The organism is Allokutzneria sp. NRRL B-24872, from assembly GCF_002155965.1.
Taxonomy (GTDB): domain Bacteria; phylum Actinomycetota; class Actinomycetes; order Mycobacteriales; family Pseudonocardiaceae; genus Allokutzneria.
This window is the reverse complement of the sequence record NZ_MUMH01000078.1, coordinates 29,378-45,221: the sequence shown is the minus strand read 5'-3', so window position 1 is coordinate 45,221 and position 15,844 is coordinate 29,378. Positions and strand designations below refer to the sequence as shown.

17 protein-coding genes are annotated in these 15,844 nt (G+C 69.8%); 5 read left to right on the top strand and 12 right to left on the bottom strand.

All coding sequences use genetic code 11. The features are described from left to right. Positions 1–51: 51 nt before the first annotated feature. The 3 genes from CCN37_RS21040 to CCN37_RS21030 are packed head-to-tail and all read right to left on the bottom strand — an operon-like array spanning position 52 to position 3,027. A complete protein-coding gene (locus tag CCN37_RS21040; protein WP_086823764.1) occupies positions 52–297 on the bottom strand; it encodes an acyl carrier protein in 246 nt (81 codons plus the stop codon). Continuing rightward, positions 290–1,972, bottom strand: coding sequence for a fatty acyl-AMP ligase (locus tag CCN37_RS21035; protein ID WP_086823762.1), 1,683 nt, complete (start codon positions 1,970–1,972; stop codon positions 290–292). Before CCN37_RS21035 ends, CCN37_RS21040 begins: the two co-directional genes overlap by 8 nt. Beyond that, a complete protein-coding gene (locus CCN37_RS21030; RefSeq protein ID WP_168200771.1) occupies positions 1,969–3,027 on the bottom strand; it encodes an SDR family oxidoreductase in 1,059 nt (352 codons plus the stop codon). The genes CCN37_RS21035 and CCN37_RS21030 overlap by 4 nt, the downstream gene beginning before the upstream one ends. A gap of 163 nt (positions 3,028–3,190) precedes the next feature. On the opposite strand from CCN37_RS21030, the gene CCN37_RS21025 reads away from it, so the two are divergent. Further along, positions 3,191–3,667, top strand: a complete 477-nt coding sequence (locus CCN37_RS21025) for an EF-hand domain-containing protein (protein WP_168200770.1) — start codon at positions 3,191–3,193, stop codon at positions 3,665–3,667. Between the two features lie 310 nt (positions 3,668–3,977). Beyond that, positions 3,978–5,414, top strand: a complete 1,437-nt coding sequence (locus tag CCN37_RS21020; RefSeq protein WP_086823756.1) for a HEAT repeat domain-containing protein — start codon at positions 3,978–3,980, stop codon at positions 5,412–5,414. A 4-nt stretch (positions 5,415–5,418) separates the two neighbouring features. Here CCN37_RS21020 and CCN37_RS21015 read toward each other — a convergent pair whose 3' ends face one another. From CCN37_RS21015 to CCN37_RS21000, 4 genes are all read right to left on the bottom strand, one after another. After that, positions 5,419–5,775 carry a hypothetical protein gene (locus tag CCN37_RS21015; protein WP_086823754.1) on the bottom strand — a complete coding sequence of 119 codons (357 nt, stop codon included), beginning with the start codon at positions 5,773–5,775 and terminating at the stop codon, positions 5,419–5,421. After that, a complete protein-coding gene (locus CCN37_RS21010; protein ID WP_086823752.1) occupies positions 5,772–6,443 on the bottom strand; it encodes an ABC transporter ATP-binding protein in 672 nt (223 codons plus the stop codon). Before CCN37_RS21010 ends, CCN37_RS21015 begins: the two co-directional genes overlap by 4 nt. Before the next feature lie 36 nt (positions 6,444–6,479). Further along, complete coding sequence (locus CCN37_RS21005; protein WP_086823750.1) at positions 6,480–8,444, bottom strand: hypothetical protein; 1,965 nt, start codon at positions 8,442–8,444, stop codon at positions 6,480–6,482. A gap of 80 nt (positions 8,445–8,524) precedes the next feature. Continuing rightward, positions 8,525–8,863: a lactococcin 972 family bacteriocin gene (locus tag CCN37_RS21000; protein WP_086823748.1), complete on the bottom strand. Its 339-nt coding sequence runs from the start codon at positions 8,861–8,863 to the stop codon at positions 8,525–8,527. 451 nt (positions 8,864–9,314) lie between these two features. On the opposite strand from CCN37_RS21000, the gene CCN37_RS40925 reads away from it, so the two are divergent. Further along, the gene (locus tag CCN37_RS40925) at positions 9,315–9,641 is read left to right on the top strand and encodes an ArsR/SmtB family transcription factor (RefSeq protein ID WP_371504673.1); all 327 of its coding nucleotides are present in this window, start codon (positions 9,315–9,317) and stop codon (positions 9,639–9,641) included. Further along, positions 9,605–9,781 carry a hypothetical protein gene (locus CCN37_RS42410; protein WP_168200769.1) on the top strand — a complete coding sequence of 59 codons (177 nt, stop codon included), beginning with the start codon at positions 9,605–9,607 and terminating at the stop codon, positions 9,779–9,781. Before CCN37_RS40925 ends, CCN37_RS42410 begins: the two co-directional genes overlap by 37 nt. On the opposite strand, the gene CCN37_RS20990 is transcribed toward CCN37_RS42410, so the two are convergent. Continuing rightward, positions 9,782–10,783 (bottom strand): YafY family protein, encoded by a 1,002-nt coding sequence (locus CCN37_RS20990; RefSeq protein WP_086823746.1) that lies wholly within the window; start codon positions 10,781–10,783, stop codon positions 9,782–9,784. Positions 10,784–10,873: 90 nt separating this feature from the next. Here CCN37_RS20990 and CCN37_RS20985 point away from each other — a divergent pair, with 90 nt between their 5' ends. Further along, positions 10,874–12,127: an NAD(P)/FAD-dependent oxidoreductase gene (locus CCN37_RS20985; RefSeq protein WP_086823745.1), complete on the top strand. Its 1,254-nt coding sequence runs from the start codon at positions 10,874–10,876 to the stop codon at positions 12,125–12,127. A gap of 23 nt (positions 12,128–12,150) precedes the next feature. Here CCN37_RS20985 and CCN37_RS20980 read toward each other — a convergent pair whose 3' ends face one another. From CCN37_RS20980 to CCN37_RS20965, 4 genes are all read right to left on the bottom strand, one after another. Beyond that, the gene (locus tag CCN37_RS20980; RefSeq protein ID WP_086823743.1) at positions 12,151–12,984 is read right to left on the bottom strand and encodes an SgcJ/EcaC family oxidoreductase; all 834 of its coding nucleotides are present in this window, start codon (positions 12,982–12,984) and stop codon (positions 12,151–12,153) included. A gap of 87 nt (positions 12,985–13,071) precedes the next feature. Continuing rightward, positions 13,072–14,034 carry a sigma-70 family RNA polymerase sigma factor gene (locus CCN37_RS20975; RefSeq protein ID WP_086823741.1) on the bottom strand — a complete coding sequence of 321 codons (963 nt, stop codon included), beginning with the start codon at positions 14,032–14,034 and terminating at the stop codon, positions 13,072–13,074. Continuing rightward, complete coding sequence (locus CCN37_RS20970) at positions 14,031–14,666, bottom strand: response regulator transcription factor (RefSeq protein WP_086823738.1); 636 nt, start codon at positions 14,664–14,666, stop codon at positions 14,031–14,033. Before CCN37_RS20970 ends, CCN37_RS20975 begins: the two co-directional genes overlap by 4 nt. Continuing rightward, positions 14,663–15,775, bottom strand: a complete 1,113-nt coding sequence (locus CCN37_RS20965; protein WP_143261716.1) for a sensor histidine kinase — start codon at positions 15,773–15,775, stop codon at positions 14,663–14,665. Before CCN37_RS20965 ends, CCN37_RS20970 begins: the two co-directional genes overlap by 4 nt. Between the last annotated feature and the right edge of the window lie 69 nt (positions 15,776–15,844).

The window sequence follows — 15,844 nt, the reverse complement described above, 5'->3', positions numbered from 1 at the left end:
CACAGCACATCTGTTTCCCGCTCCCGTGCCGGACTGCCCGCCACCGGCGCGTCATTCCCGGTGGAGCTGGCCCTTCAGATGCGCCGCGATGGCGTCGATGGTCGGGTGGTCCCAGGCGAGCGTGGGTTCCACGAGGACCCCCCATCGGTCTTCGATGTCGACGCACAGCGCCATCGCGTGCACGGAGTCCAGGCCGAGCGCCTGCAACCTCACGTCGGTGCCGATCTGGGACGCGGGTACGGCCAAGTAGCCCGCGACCGCCTCCACGAGCCAGGTGTCCACCGTCTCGTCAGCCATGGGGGTTCTCCAAGGTTCGCGCGGCGGCGGCCACCGCCGGGGTCAGAACGCTGTGCAGTGCGGGCAGCGACCCGTCGAGGAACAGCTCGCGCATGTGCTTGCGCCGCACTTTGCCGCTCGTGGTGTGGCGCACGGCGTTCGACTTGACGACCACGATGCTCGCGGACACGCCGAACTGGCTTGTCACCGCATGGAGAACGGCGGCGGCGAACTCGCCCGGGTCGCCTTGTGCGGCGCGGCGCATCTCCTGCACCAGAACGACGTGTTCTCCGGAGTCGGCGTCCTGCACCCCGAAGGCAGCGCCGTTGCTGGCGGCCGGGTGCGCTTCCCGCGCGGCGATCTCGATGTCCTGCGGGTACAGGTTCCGGCCGTTGACGATGAGGAGTTCCTTGAGCCGACCGGTGACGTAGAGCTGCCCCTCGAAGAGCATCCCGAGGTCACCGGTGCGCAGCCAGCGACCGTCAGGCCTGGTGATGAACGTGGCGCTGGTCGCGGCCGAGTCGCGGTAGTAGCCCGCTGCGAGACTGGGGCCCGCCACCATGACCTCGCCGATCGTGCCGTCCTGCACCTCCTGCGTCGTGGCCGGGTCCACCACGCATACCGCCATGCCGCCGTCCGGCTCCCCGCACCCGACCAGCGGCACGCCATCGCCTTCCGGCGCGAGAACGACCTTTCCAGCCGCGAGAGACCTCGGGGTGAAGGTCCGCACGGTCGGTCCACGGCCGCGCTTGGTGCACGTGACGACGAGAGTCGACTCCGCGAGGCCGTAGCCGGGGTTCAGCGCGCTGCGGCGGAAACCGGCTGGGGCGAACCGGTCGGCGAACGCGTTGAGGGTGGAGATCCGGATCGGCTCCGCACCGCTGACCGCCATGGTGAGGCACGAGAGATCGAGCTCCGCGAGGTCCGCGTCGCCGACCCTGCGCGTCGTCCACGAGTAGCCGAAGTCCGGCGCCACGGTCCAGTCCGCCCGGTGGTCGCTGATGGCGCGCAGCCAGCGGATCGGGCGGGCGATCACCGCTTCCGGCGAGAGCAGGACCAGGTCGGCCTCCGCGTGCAGCGCCTGCAACAGCAGTCCGACCAGGCCCATGTCGTGGTGGTGCGGCAACCAACCCGCGATCCTGCGGACGGGGGTGTCCCCGCTGACCTTGGCGAACAGTTCGAGGTTGTGCGTCAGGCCGCCGTGCGTGACTTCGACGCCGCGGGGATGTCCGGTCGATCCCGAGGTGTACTGGAGGTAGGCGAGGGTGTCGGGACGCACCTCGGCCGGTTGCCAGAGGTCCGGGTCCGAGGTGTCGTCGAAGGTCTTGGCCGAGAGGTGGCTCAGCGCCTCGACATGGGCGGCGCTGGTGAGGACGAGGCGCGCGCCGGAATCCTCGATCAGCCGGTCGACGCGGTCCACCCGCGAGGCCGCCGACATCGGGAGCGGCGCGGGCACCGCGACAGCACCCGCGTAGAGGCAGCCCAGGAACGCGGTGAGGAAGTCGAGCCCCGCCGGGTAGAGCAGCAGCACCGGTCGGTCCGCGAGGCCGGTGCTGCGCAGCCAGATCGCCACCGATCTGGCTCGTCTGTCGAGTTCGGCGTGGGTCAGCTCGACCGGTTGCCGTCCATCGGCGAGGTAGGTGAGCGTGCGGTCCTGGCGCGGACGGGTGCGAAAGCCCGTGACGAAGTCCGTCATGCGGGCAGCCCCTCTCGGACGTACCAGGAGATGAGCAGGTCCAGGACGCGAGGCGTGACGGGTGGTGGTGAGGCGTCGTCGTGGCACTCGAAGTCGTACTCGAAGCGCAGGTAGGGCGAGGTGTACTTGCACCGCATGTTGACGATCGCCTCGAACCTGCCGAAGGGCTCGGCCGCCACGTCGGCGGCGGTGACCGCGACCAGCTCGATGGGCAGGTGCGCGGAGATGACGGCGAACAGGTCGGCCACCGGCACCGCAACCCTGTTCACGAGGTGCCGGACGGGCCGGTCGAAGGGGCCGTCGGCGAGCGCGAGCAACCGGTCCACGGTGCCGTCGATCGGCGTCAGGTGCAGCGTCGCGTTCGGGTGGCAGACAAAGCGAACTCGTTCACCGGGGGTGCGCCTCGCGAACATGGCGATGACCCTCAGGAAGTCGTAGATGCCCAGATCGGACAACGCCCGACCGGTACCCGAATGCCCAACCATGATGCCCAATCGGGTGACGAGAACGTCTCCGTCCCGCGCTAGTCTCGTGCGAGACAGTTGGATCTCGGCCGTCCGTTTCGAGTGTTCGTAGTCATTTCTGAACGCTGCCGGACGAGCGTATTCGGGCCAGCCCTCCATGGTTTTTCCCTCAGCGGTTCCGCATTGGTACGCCGTGCTGACGTGGATGTACCTGGAGCCCGGAGAAGAGTGTCGCGAAAACGTTGCCCGCACGTTATCCGAACCCTCCACGTTGACGGCGCGGAGTTCGTCCTCGCGGCGCGGGAAGAACGTGATGAGGGCGGCACTGTGCCAATAGGTGCACGGTTCGGCGAAGACGTCGGACACGGGAAGGCCCAGGTCGGGCTCCGCCAGCGAGAACGCTCTGAACTGCACTTTTGACACCAGGCCGGGGTCAAGGTGCAGCGTGGCAAGCGCATCGGCCACCTTCCTCCGGCACACTTCTTCACTGGCACGTGCCAATGCGATGACCGAATCTCCCCTGGCCACGAGAGCGCCGATCAGATGAGAGCCAACAAAGCCGTTGGCGCCATCTACCACATGGTTAGCCACAAAACAACCTTCCGACGTCGGCACCGCAGACAGTACCCTCCATTCCAGTCAGACTAACGCCCCCGAAGAAGGAACTACAAACATGCTCAACGAACTGCAACGACGCAAACTGGCTCATCTTTTCGCTCTGTTGGATATCGATGACGACGGGACCATTGACAGAATGGACTACACCGCATCCGCCGATCGCCTGGTCGCGGCGTTCGGATATGCGCCTGGTTCACCTGAATGCCAGCTCGTCCGCGACCGCTACAACACGCTGTGGGAAACGGTCACACTTCCGATGGACTCCGACGGTGACGAACGGGTCAACGTCGAGGAGTACTCCACGGGCATGGAGCGGTTCGTGACCACCGCCGACGAGGGCTATCTGACCCACATCGCGCCGATCGCGGACGCCTTCTACGACCTGATGGACGTCGACGACGACGGGCTGATCACCAGGACGGAGTACGTCCGGATGATGGCCAGCGCCTTCCGCCTGTCCGAGGAAGCCGGGAGCGCGGCGTTCGACCGGCTCGACCTGGACGGCAACGGCACGCTCAGCCGGGACGAGTTGCACCTCGCCAACGAGCAGTTCTTCCGCAGCGCTGACGAGAACGCCAAGGGCAACTGGGTCTTCGGCCCGATCGCCGCCTGAACTCGGCCTGCCGGGTGCGGGCGGTCGCGTCCCGCACCCGGCACTGTCGAGGCGGTGCACCGAGCGACCCGCGGCTGGTCACGCCAAAGGGTGCGATCCCAGTCGATGTCGACGGCGTCGACGAAACGAGCCGGTCCTGCCTGTCCCTGATCGCCACACCAGGGCGCCACGTTGATCGGCGACTGCCACGGCGCGGAAGCCGCACTCCGATCGGTGTCTTGGGGCCCAACGGTGCCGAGAAGACCGGTACTGCGCCTGGCCCCGTTGCGGGACGGCGAATCTCGGTGGCGTGGCTGGGCACACTGGCGTCATGGGTGAACATCGGGATTCGGTCACCGCTGTCGGCCAGGCGCTCCTCGCCCGGCTGGTCGAGCTCGAACCGAACGATCCGGAAGTCTGGTCGGAGGCACGCGCCGAGGCGCACAACGCGTTCTCCCAGCACGCGCGCGCGGTTGTGGCCGACCAGACCGGATCAGCTTGGCTGGCCACCCTGGCGGCCCATCCGAACACCACGGTCCGCACCATCGCGATCAGCGCCCTCGGTTCCGGCCGCGATCCCGCTCATCAGCCGATCCTCGTGCAGGCCCTGTCCGACCCCGCCGCCACCGTCGTCCAGGCCGCCTTGGAGGGCCTCACCGCGAAGTCCTCGGACGAGGTGTTCGACCTGTTGGTGGCGCTGCTGAACGACGAGGACGGCGATCGGGCCTGGCTCGGCCGCGCCGCCGCCCAGCGCATCGCTGAGACCAGCGACCCGAGACGGCTGGACGTCCTCGCCGACGCGCTGGGGCAGCTGCACCACTGCGCGGCGCACGACATCACCCGCGCGCTGAGCCGGGCCGGTGAACGTCGGGTTGCCCCGGTGCTGATCGAGCACCTCCGCCACCGCCGCCCGGGCCGCTTCGCGGCTGCGGAAGTGCTCGGCAACCTGCGCGTCGCGGAAGCGACCGGACCGCTCATCGGCGTTCTGCGCGAGTCCGATGACATCCAAGCGCTGCCCGTACTGGAAGCTCTGGGCAAGCTCGAAGCGCTGGAGGCCGCACCTGCGATCGCGGCGCTGCTCGACCGCAGTTCGCCCGACGTTCGCGAGGGCGCCCTGCTGGCCCTGAACCGGATCGGCGGGCCATTGACGACGCCCGCCGCCCTCAAAGCCACCGACGACGTTCACCCCGTCGTTCGCGCGCGGGCCTTCCGCGTCCTGGCCAGGCACGGCGACCACCGCGCTCTCGGCCGGTTGGCCGCCGCCTGCGACGGTCGGCACGTCCACGCGGCCCTCACCGGCCTGGTTCGCCTGGCCGACGACTCGGTCGCGCCCACCGTGGTGCGGGTGCTGATGACCACCGACGAGCGGCGCGTCCGCAAGCTCGCCGGACGAATCCTCGCCCGCATCGGCACACGGCACCACCTGCCGAGCCACTCCCCCGACCCGCTCGTCCGCCGCGTCATCGTCTGGATCATCGGCCAACACGCCGACCCGGCCTCCCTCTGGATGCTGACCACCGCGATCACCGACGAGGACGAGCTGGTCCGCTCCCGCGCCGCCGCGGCACTCGGGCGGATCACCCACGCGAAGACGCTCCCGCTGCTGACCGAGGCCCTGCGCGACCCCAGGCCACGCGTCCGCGCCAACGCCGCGACCGCTCTGGGGCGAACCGCTCCTCCTGGCCTGCGTTCGCTGCTCGCCGACGCCCTGGTCGACTCGCACCCGGCCGTCCGGTCAGCCGCCGCAGCGGCGATACCGAGCACCTGACTCGCTATCGCCGTTCGACGGTCGCGGGGACGCCGAAGCCATCGCTCTCCCGAAGCACGCTGCGGGCAGCGGCTTCCTCCTCGCCGGTGCCGACCCGGACCACGACCAGCGCTCGGTTCGAGTCGGAACAGGGAGTGCTCACGGCGACCTCGACTCCCGGACCGACCGCGGCCAGCTTCTGCGCCAGGCCGCCGTTGCGGGACATCGCCTGGGTCGCCTCGGCCCTGGTGGGCAACTGCTCGCACGCGGGAGCGCTGTACCCGTCGCCGAACAGGCGGTTGAAGACTCCCAGCCAGGCGAGCACGGCGACGACGACGGCGACCAGCGCCACGGCGATCAGCACGATTCGTTTGCGGTTCATCGGGCCACCTTCGCGGTGGTGTCGCTGCGCTGTCGACTCACGGTGTGCAGGCTGTCGCACGCGGCCATCATCTCCTCGTCATGGGTCGCGATGATCACGGTGCACCCCGCGGCTGCGCGGTCGGCGAACAGGTCGACGACCAGGGTGCGGTTGGCGCTGTCCAGCGAGGCGGTCGGCTCGTCGACCAGGACGACAGCGGCGTCCTTGTAGATGGCGCGGGCGATCGCCAACCGCTGCTTCTCACCGCCGCTCAGGTGCGAAGCGCGGTCGCCGCCGCGGCCAGCGAGCCCGGTCCGGTCGAGCGCGGCCTCCAAACGCGACTGGTCCGCGCGCAGCCGGTTGGTGAACAGGGTCGCCGACATAGTGACGTTGTAGGCGACCGACTCGTCATCGACGATCCCGTAGTCCTGGATCACGAAAGCCGCGTTGTCGCGCCAGAACTGGCGGACCCGCCGGGAACTCCACGAGCTGGTGTCAGCACCGTCCACGAGCACCCGTCCGAACGTCGGGCGCTGAAGCAGACCGACGCAGTGCAGCAGCGTCGTCTTGCCGCACCCGCTCGGCCCCACCAGCGCGGTCATGGTGTTCGGGCGGCAGGTCAACGACTGCCCCGCCACGATCTCGCGGTCGTCGATGAGCACACCCACGTCCACCGCTTCGATGTCCACTGGTCTCTCCTCGGAAATCGGTCGTAACGGCTGTCGTCAGAGGCGTCGGGCGCCAACGTCGGCGAACGCCCGCCTGGCGGCGAGCACGTGGGCAACCGGCGCCGCCGCGATCAGCAGCACGGATGTCACGAGCACGGGCAGGACGTGTTCGGGTGGCTGGAGGAGCAGAAGCACTGCCGCCACCAGTGCGCCGAGCGCGATCTCGGGAACGAGCCTGCCCGCCATCACCCGTGTCCAGCCGTGTCCCGCGAGCCGCCGCGCGAAGTCGTTCCTGGCCGCCAGCAACGCCGAGACGTAGGCGCTGATCGCGGCGGCCACCACGAGCGCGACGGCCAGCCCGATCAGGGAAACCACCCCGAGCCACGCGTCGTAAGCCGCGAACTGGGCTCGCAGAATCCCGTCCGCCGCGGCGTGGCGGACCTTCACCTCTTTGCCGACGCCGTGCGCGGTGACCGTCGCCTGCGTCTGGTCGAGTCCGCTGAACAGCAGGTTTCCCGACGACGCCGTGCTGACCAGGAAGCTGTCGTCGAAGGTCGACCAGACATCGGGGACGACGACGATCAGGATGTCGTCGCGGAACAGGAGTTCGCCCCCCGCTTCGGCCAGCGGGACCGACTGCTGTCCCGAGTCGAGGAACCGGAACCGCTCCAGCACGGCCGCGGCGGGCTCCGGAGGCCGCTTCCACAGGTCGAGGGAGAGGGCGAACTCGTCGACGAACTCCCGTGGCAGGGCAGCTCTGGAGATCTCCGTCCGAGGCGCCGCCCCGGAGCGCTCCGGCTGCATGAGGTCCAGCCAGCGCTGGTTCACCAGCGCGAATCCCTTCCACCGGCCGAGCACGGAGTCCCACCGCCGCCCCGGCAACGCGTCCGGCTGGTCGACGGTGAGGTGGCTCAGCGCGAGCGAGCCCCGCGCGTCCACCTCGCGCACCAGGTCACCGAAGGGCGCCATCAGCCGCTGGAAGTCCGCTTCGCTGGTGCCCTGGAAGCTCATGCGCACCTGGTCGGCCAGCCGGTTCCACTGGCCCATCTCCCGCGCGGTCGCCGAGGCGTTGGTCACCGCGGACCAGGCGGGCCCCACCGCCAGGAGCACGAAGCAGAACGTCACCGCCTTGACCAGGTTGGCGGACCGGCGAATGCCCAGCGACGCGGGCATCCGCCGCGCGATCGAGTCCGCGGACGGCGTCGCGATCGCGCTCAGCACCGCGGCCGTCACGAGCACCAGCACCAGCATCAGCCCGCCGAGCGCGGCCATCCGGGTGGCGAACAGCGACGTGTACTCCCACCCCTTCCAGACCCCGACCACCAGGACCGCCGGAGCGGTTGTGGCCGCCCACGTCGTGGTTACCAGGACCAGGAAACGGGTCATGTCGACGACCTGGACCCGCGCGACGGACGTGCCGCCCAGCACCCGCAGGGAACGGCCGCGGGACTTCGCCGACAGCCAGTAGAGCACCAGCGTGACCAGCAGAACGCATCCGGTGGCGAAGGCGATCGCCAGGCTGCGCAGGCGGTACAGGCCTGCCAGGTCCTGGGCGAGCGTCGGGTCCGTGCGCGACACCGTGACACCGTGCCGCTGCAAATCGCCGATGACTTCGGGAAGCCGGTCCACCCGGCCGGTGACGAGATAGGTTCCGCTCGGCAGCGCCGTCGCCATCTCCTGCGACCCGAGGACCCGCGCTCGCGGCTCGTCGCCGTACCACCCGATGGTGTCGGGCGCCGTCCGCGCCTCGTTCAGTTCGATGAAAACCTTGCCGCGCAGATCGCCGCCAAGATCCGCAGTCTGCTTGAGCAGACCGATCTCCGCCCTGGCGTTCCACGAACGCAACAACTCGATGGCGGCGTCCTCGCCGAGCCCGGACTCGCCGAAGTCCAGATTGATCGAACTGGCCGGGCCCAGCTCCACCGGGAACGCGCGGTCGTGCATATCGACCATGAGATGCGTTACCAGGGCGAGCAGGATGAACAACACCGCCGAGGCGCCCGCGACGACACGCTGGGTCATGCTTGTTCTCGCGTTTCTTCCTCAGGTGGACAAGGAGAGGGTGCGGAGAACGCCGATCGCGGTCTCCGCACCCCGAACCGTTATCCGCAGGACGTCCGGTACCAGTACCGGTCGCTGGCCCACGGCTGGTTGACCGCGCCCTTGGTCGCCGACGACGTGCGCCCGGCGGCCGTGTCCACGCTCCGCTGCCTGCCGCCGTTGTACTCCACGGTCGAGCCGTGGCACCTGCTCGCGTGGTAGTAGTACGACCGGACCTTGACGTTCCAGAAACCGTACTGCCACGTGCCACCTTCGGACGGGTACTGCGTCGTCGAGCCGGGGTGCAGCCACGCCATCGCGGGCGCGCTGGCGCCGAGCGTCAGCGTCAGTGCGGCGACGCCCGCCACGGCCGCTCTTCCCAAGCGTCTCGCTGTGGTCATTTTCATCGATTCCCCTCATCCGTTTCCCACGGACCCACGTGGCGCGTGCCGTTGCAGTGGGCCACCTCGGGTGATCAGACCCGGCCTTCCCGGACAGAGAGGGCGAGAGGACACATTAAAACGATCTAGAAACTACACTTCTCCCCATTTCCGCCGCGCCCCACGCCCCGACCGGATACCGCAATATTCGAGCACCTCGCGCCAAATTCGAGCCATACTCCATTCGAGTGACGGTCCAATTTGAGCAATTTTACTGAGCCATTCTCGATAACGATGAAATCGATCCCAGAAATGATCAGTGCGAGAATGTGACCACTGGCGGACCGATTCCTTGCGAGGCAGGCGTGGCGCACACGATGGGACGCGGCGACCAGCACCGCCGGCGCACCGGTTGACAGGCAACCGCGTGGTTGCCTGTCGTTCGCCCAGAAAGGGAACTGAAAGGTTGCCGATGAGCGGTGGCGCGGACGACGACGCGGTGTTCAAGGCCCTGGCCGACCCGACCCGGCGTTCGCTGCTGGACGCCCTGCACGCCCGCGACGGCCAGCGGTTGCACGAGCTGTGCGCGCCGACCGGGCTGAGTCGCCAGGCGGTGGCCAAGCACCTCGCGATCCTCGAAGACGCTGGCTCGGCAAGTACCACAAGCGCCGCCTCAACGCCCTCGCCACCCTCAAGAAAGCTCTGGCGGCCGAAGGATGAGCGAGCTCGACCAACGGAGAGTTCACCGAGCAGTACTACGGCGTGCACCTCGTCTCCGACTGGCGCCCCGGCTCGCTGATCTGCTCGCGCACACCTTCAAGGTCGCCGACGACTACCCCGAGCCCGGCCGGGAAGGTGCGCGAATCGGTCTCGCACGGCTGGCCCACGATCCTGTCCGGGCTCAAAACCCTTCTGGAGACCGGCGAACGCCTGCCCTGATCACGTCCGCCGCGGTTGCCCGGGGTCCGCGTAGCGGCGCGCGATGGTCCGGCAGGCTTGCCGGAGTTCGGGCGGGTGCAGGTCGGTGAGGTCGGTGTCGAAGGTGGCGAGGATTCCGGCGACGCCCGCCCAGGACCAGGCGCCGAGGGTGAGTCGGCAGTGGTGGGTGTCGAGGTGTTCGACGACGGAACCGCCGGGCGCCCAGCGGGCCACGACGTGCGCGGGCAGGTTGAGACGGGCGCTGCCCGTGCACTCCCAGGTCGCGGGGGTGTCGCCGCGGTCGTGGTGGCTCATGACGAAGTGCGCGAGGTCGCGGTCGGGGAGTTCGCGGGGTGCGAAGCCGCGGCCGGTGGGACGCGGGTGCAGCCGGTCGACCCGGTCCACTCGCCAGCGCTGTTCGTCGAGGTCGTGGGCGATGAGGTACCACCGCCCCGCCCACACGACCAGGTGGTGGGGTTCGAGCCGACGGGCTGCCGCGAAGTCCGGCTCGCCGGGGGCAGGGCGCGTTCCGTCGGGACGCAGGAACTCGGTGACGAGGACGTGGCGCAGGCGCACGGCGGTGCCCACGGTGGCCAGCGCGGCGGGGTCGATCGGCGGCGCGGGGAATTCCCAGTAGTTGCGCAAGCTGGTCAGGCGCAGGGATTCCATGACGGCGCGGAGGGTGTCCGGCATGGCCTGCTGCACGGTCAGCAGGGCTCTGGCGGTGGCGTCGTGCATGCCGAACACGGAGCTGGGAGCGGTCTGCAGCGCGATGGCGATCGCGAGCGCTTGGTCGTGGTCGAACAGCAGCGGCGGCAGGGTGTGGCCGTTGCCGAGCCGGTAGCCGCCAGCTGGGCCGCGAACGGTCACCACCGGATACCCGAGTTCGCGCAGCGTTTCCAGGTCGCGCCGCACGGTGCGTTCGCTGACGTCCAGGCGGGCGGCGAGATCCCGCAGCGGCCACGTCCCGCGCGAGCCGAGCAGGGACAGCAGCCGCAGCGCTCGGTGTGACGTTGTCGCCATCGCTTCATCGTGCCACCAGTACTGGCCATTCCGTGTCCACTACTGATGGCAGCGTCAGCGTCAACAGCCGACGAGGGAAGGCAGGCAGGAATGCGCGTTGTCGTTGTGGGTGGCGGGATCGGCGGACTCGCACTGGGAGCTGGGCTGCGCCGCGGCGGTCACGAGGTGGCGGTGTTCGATCGCGACGCCGATGTCGCGGCGACCGGCGGCTACCACATCACCCTGGACGAGCGAGCCCAGTCCGCGCTCAGGCGGCTCGTCGCGCCGGAGGTCGTGCGCAGGCTGCTGGCTTCGGCGTCCGCGCTGCGCCTGCGGGAGCGGGACGTGCTCTGGGACTACCGCGGGCGCGTGCTCGGGCACGGCCCGGACCTGTCCGGCAGCGCGAGCATCGACGTCGACCGCATCACGCTGCGCACGCTGCTGGCGGACGCGGTCGGGCAGGACCTGCACCTGGGGCGGGTCGTGGTGGGTGTCGGTGCCGACGAGGGCGGCGGCCCACAGGTCAACTTCGCCGACGGGACGTCGGTCTCCGCGGACCTGGTGGTCGGCGCCGACGGAACCCACTCGGTCGTCGCCCGCCACCTGGCGGCGGCCCCGACCAACCGTCCGGCCGGCATCATCGGGTTCTCCGGCCGCACCAGGCGCAGCGCGCTCACCGGCGCCGAGCAGCTCCGGCTCGGAACGCGCTCGACGATGGGCATCGGCCCACGCGGAGCCGCGCTCTACGTCGGGTTCCTCGACCCGGTCGGCAACGCCGCCCTCGACGCGCCCGAGCTGAGCATGTCGGTCACCACCGGCCCGACCTACATCTGGGGAGCGATGTTCCCCGAGTCCGCCCGCACCGACGCCCTGCGCGAGCTGCGCGGAGCCGCGCTGCGAACCGCTCTGCTCGACCGGTTCCGGAGCCACAGGTGGGCCGGACACACCCTGGAGGTCATCGCGCGCGCCGACCCCGACAGCGTGGCCGCGTTCCGGTTCAACGCCGCCTCGACCCGCGCCGCCGACCTGGCGCCCTGGGCCGCGGGCCGCATCACCGCCCTCGGTGACGCCGTGCACGCCACCCCGCCCACCGCGGGCATGGGCGCCGGCGCGGCCATCCAGGACGCAGCCGACCTGCTCGCCCACCTGGACACCTTCACCGACACCACCACGACGATCCCGGAGGTGATCGGCCGCTACGAAGCGCAGGTGCGCCAGCGCGGCGCCGAAGTCCTGTCGGCAGCCATGAAAACCGTCCGGCTGATCCTGGCCACCGACAGCACCCTCGGCGCCCTGGCCACCACCGCGCTGTGCCCGCTCGTGGCCGCGGCGACCCGACTCCGCCGCCAACCCGCGACCGGATGAGTACGGGCCAGGTGAGGTCCGGTTCAGGGCCGCAGGGTCGTCTTCGCCTCGCCGGTGCGGGGGTCGTGGGGGAACGACAGGTGTTGGTGGATCAGCAGCCAGTCGTCGTCGGTCCGCTGGAAGACGCGTGTTCCCCGCGACCAGCTCTCCTCGGTCGTGCCATCGGCTGACTCGGCGCGGATGCGGTTGAGCCCCCAGGCGACCGCGATGTCGCCCCGGACAAGGATCTTGAGGTCCGGCACCGCCCAGCTGACAGCGCCGGGGGCGTCGTCGAGCCCTCGCTTGCAGACCTCGCGGACGGCTTCGACGCCGATGTGTTGCAGTGGCTCGTCGTGCTCGTAGGAGACGACGTCCTCGGCGATGTGGGACATCAGCTCGTCGAGGGCTTTGGCGGCGGTACCGTCGAACCACTTCTGGTGCACCGCAAGCACTTCGCGCTCAGCAGTGCCGTTCACCGTGTCGTCGGTGTGCGGGAAGGAGTGGTGTTCGTGCGCCACGACCCACCGGCCCTTTTCCTTGCGCAGTCCCAACGTGAGCCGAAGGCGGTTCTCCGGCTGTTCGGCGAGTTCGCTCGGGGTTCCGCACCTCAGCAGGGCGTGGGCGAAGGCGGTGTCCGCTCCGGCGGTGACGTCGAGGGAGACGATCTCGAACGAAGCGCCCTGTGCCTGCCAGAGGAAGAAGGGCGGCCACGTTCGGCGGTAGGCGTCGAGGCCGCGGACGCCGTCGTGGGGTGGCGGGACGTCGAACATCACCACGTCGTCGGCGTGGTCGGCGAGGACGCCGTCCATGTCGCCCGCGTGCACGGCGGCGGCCCAGCGTTCGATCAGGTCCCGGATCTGCTGTTCGTCAGTGCCCATCGTTCGGCTCGCATTCCGTTTCGGGGCTGGTGCTCTCACCCGGTACAACCCGCGAACGCGGCCGAACTCATCGCCCTTCGCCGACATTCAGCCGCGCAGTTCCGTTGGGAGGCCGAACGAGCTGAAGTCCGCGGTCAGGAACGAGACGACCTCGGCGATCCCGGAGTCGTTCAGCGTGAGGATGTCGACACCCGCCGGGACGTAGAGCGACCTCTCCGCCTGCCACATGTAGGTGCCGAACGCGAGTTGCCCGTTGGCGCGAGCCCGCAGGAAGCGCCAGCTGGTCGTCAGCGGCCCGCCGCGAAGGAACTCCGCGATGGCCTCGCGCCCCTGGAACCACTCCGCCAGCGGCGGCATGGAGTACTTGGCGTCCTCGGTCAGCAGCTCCACGATGGCGTCGACGTCGCCGCGCTCCCACGCGGCCAGGTACCGCTCCCCCAGCGCTCGAACGCGTTCCTCGCCCAGGGAGCGCAGCGTCGCTTGCTGGCTCATGGCGGGCCGACGTTCGTCGAGGGTGTGGCGTGCGCGTTGCAGTGCGCTGTTGACCGACGCGACCGTCGTGTCCATCAGGTCGGCGACCTCTCGCGCCGAGAACCCGAGAACCTCACGCAGGACGAGGACCGCTCGCTGACGCGCGCTCACGTGCTGGAGGGCAGCGACGAAGGCCAGTTCCACGCCTTCACGCGTCAGGCAGCGCGCTTCAGGAGAGAGCGAGGCCAAGTCCAGCCGATCGTCGGGATACGGCTCCAACCACGCCGTCGTTTCGGTCAACGGCCCGGCCGAACCGAGGTCCGTGGGGATGTCCCGCCGCGCGCGGCGCTCGATCAGGGTGAGGCACCGGTTCGTGGCGATCTTGTACAGCCACGGTCGGATCGAACCGCGGTCCTCGAAGTGCTCCAGTGATCTCCACGCGCGGACCAGCGCGTCCTGGAGCGCGTCCTCGGCGTCGTGGACGGAGCCCAGCATGCGGTAGCAGTGCGCATGGAGTTCCGCGCGATAGGGCTCGATGAGTTTCCCGAACGCGAGGTTTTCGGCTGAGTGACGGGTCATCGGCGGCCGCTGAATCTCAGCGCGAGCTCGACCCGGTGGCGCAGGACGAGCTTGCGCAGCACCGCCGAGACGTGGTTCTTCACCGTGCCCTCGGCGATGAACAGCGTCGCGGCGATCTCCGCGTTGGTCGCGCCCGCGCCGACCAGACGCGCCACCTCCAGCTCCCGCGCGGTGAGTGATTCGTCCACTGTGGAGGGACGAGCGGCGGTCGCGCGCACCTCGGCCATCAGCCGGGCCGCCGCTGGGGAACCGAGCACGTTCTCACCACGGGCCGCCTTGTGGATCGCCGCGACCAGTTCCTCCGGCGGCGTGTCCTTGAGCAGGTAGCCGCGGGCGCCCGCGCGGATCGCTCCGAAGAGGTAGTCGTCCTCGTCGAAGGTCGTCAGCACGAGCGCGGCGACGCCGGGGAACCGCGCGGTCAGCTCGCCGATCAGCGTGACGCCGTCCATGCCCGGCATCCGCGCGTCCACCAGGGCGACGGCCGGGCGGCAGGCCGGGACCAGCGCGAGCGCGGCGGCTCCGTCGGCGGCGGCGCCGACCACCTCGATGTCGTCCTCGATCTCCAGCAGCTTGGTCAGCCCCTGCCGCATCAGCACCTGGTCGTCGACGACCAGCACGCGCACCGGGGTCACGTCGGCAGCTCCGCCCGCACCGAGAAACCACCGCCCGCCGCGCTGCCCGAGACGAGCGTGCCGCCGACCGCACGGGCTCGTTCGGCCAAAGTGGACAGTCCGAAGCCGGGCTCGGCGTCGGCTCCGGTCCCGTCGTCGCGCACCTCGAACACCACGCGTTCCTCCTCGAAGCACAACGTCGCTGTCGCACTGCGGGCGTTCGCGTGGCGCAGCGCATTGGTCAACCCCTCCTGGAGCATCCGGTAGAGCACCAGCTCGACGTCGGGGCCGAGCGGACGTTCCGCTCCCTCCACGACGAACCGCACCGTGATGCCGGTGCCGTCGAAGGACCTGGCCAGCTCGGCGAGCGCCGCGCCACCGAGCCCTCCGTCCAGTGCGAGCGGACGCAGCGCGCGCACCCACCTCCGCGCCTCCAGCAACGCCTCGACCGTCAACTCCTTGGCCTGGCGGACTTCCGCCCACGCCTGCTCGGGATCGCGGTCGCGGTACCGCTCGGCGTTCTCCAAGCCCACCTTGATGACCGTGAGGTGGTGCCCGGTGGAATCGTGCAGGTCGCGCGCCATCCGGGCACGTTCCTCGGCGACGGTCAGCTCACGGACCCGGTCGGCGTGCCTGCGGAGTTCGCGGTGAGCCCGCTCCAGCAACTCGCTGCTCGTCCGCGCCTCGGTCACCGCTGAGGCCAGGCCGAGCATGCACGCGATCATGGTGCCCAGGGACACCGTCTGCGCCAGCGCCGCCGTCCAAGTCCCGCCGGGCATCGCGGGAACGCTCAGCACCAGGCCGAGCAGCAACAGCGCCGACAGCACCGCGCCGGCCCTCAGCCCGAACAGGAACACGATGTTCGCCAGCGCCACCACCATCAGCGGCCCCTCGACGCCGTAGCCGCCCATGATCGCGGCGGTGAGCGACAGCGCGAAGAACACCGCGCCGAGGTACTTCCGGTTCGAAGTGCGCTCCCACGGCAACGTCAGCCACACCGCCACGAGCGCCGCGAGCACGAGCGCCTGCGGCAGCGGGCCGAACCGCCCGCCACCGGTTCCGGCGGCGAAGCGCACGACCGGAACCGCGACGACGACCCAGAACACCACGCTGAACGACAGGGGCCTCACGAGCAACGACAGTAGAGCCACCACCGCCGCGCCGCGTCACACCACGGGCGCACCGCATCCATGACCGCG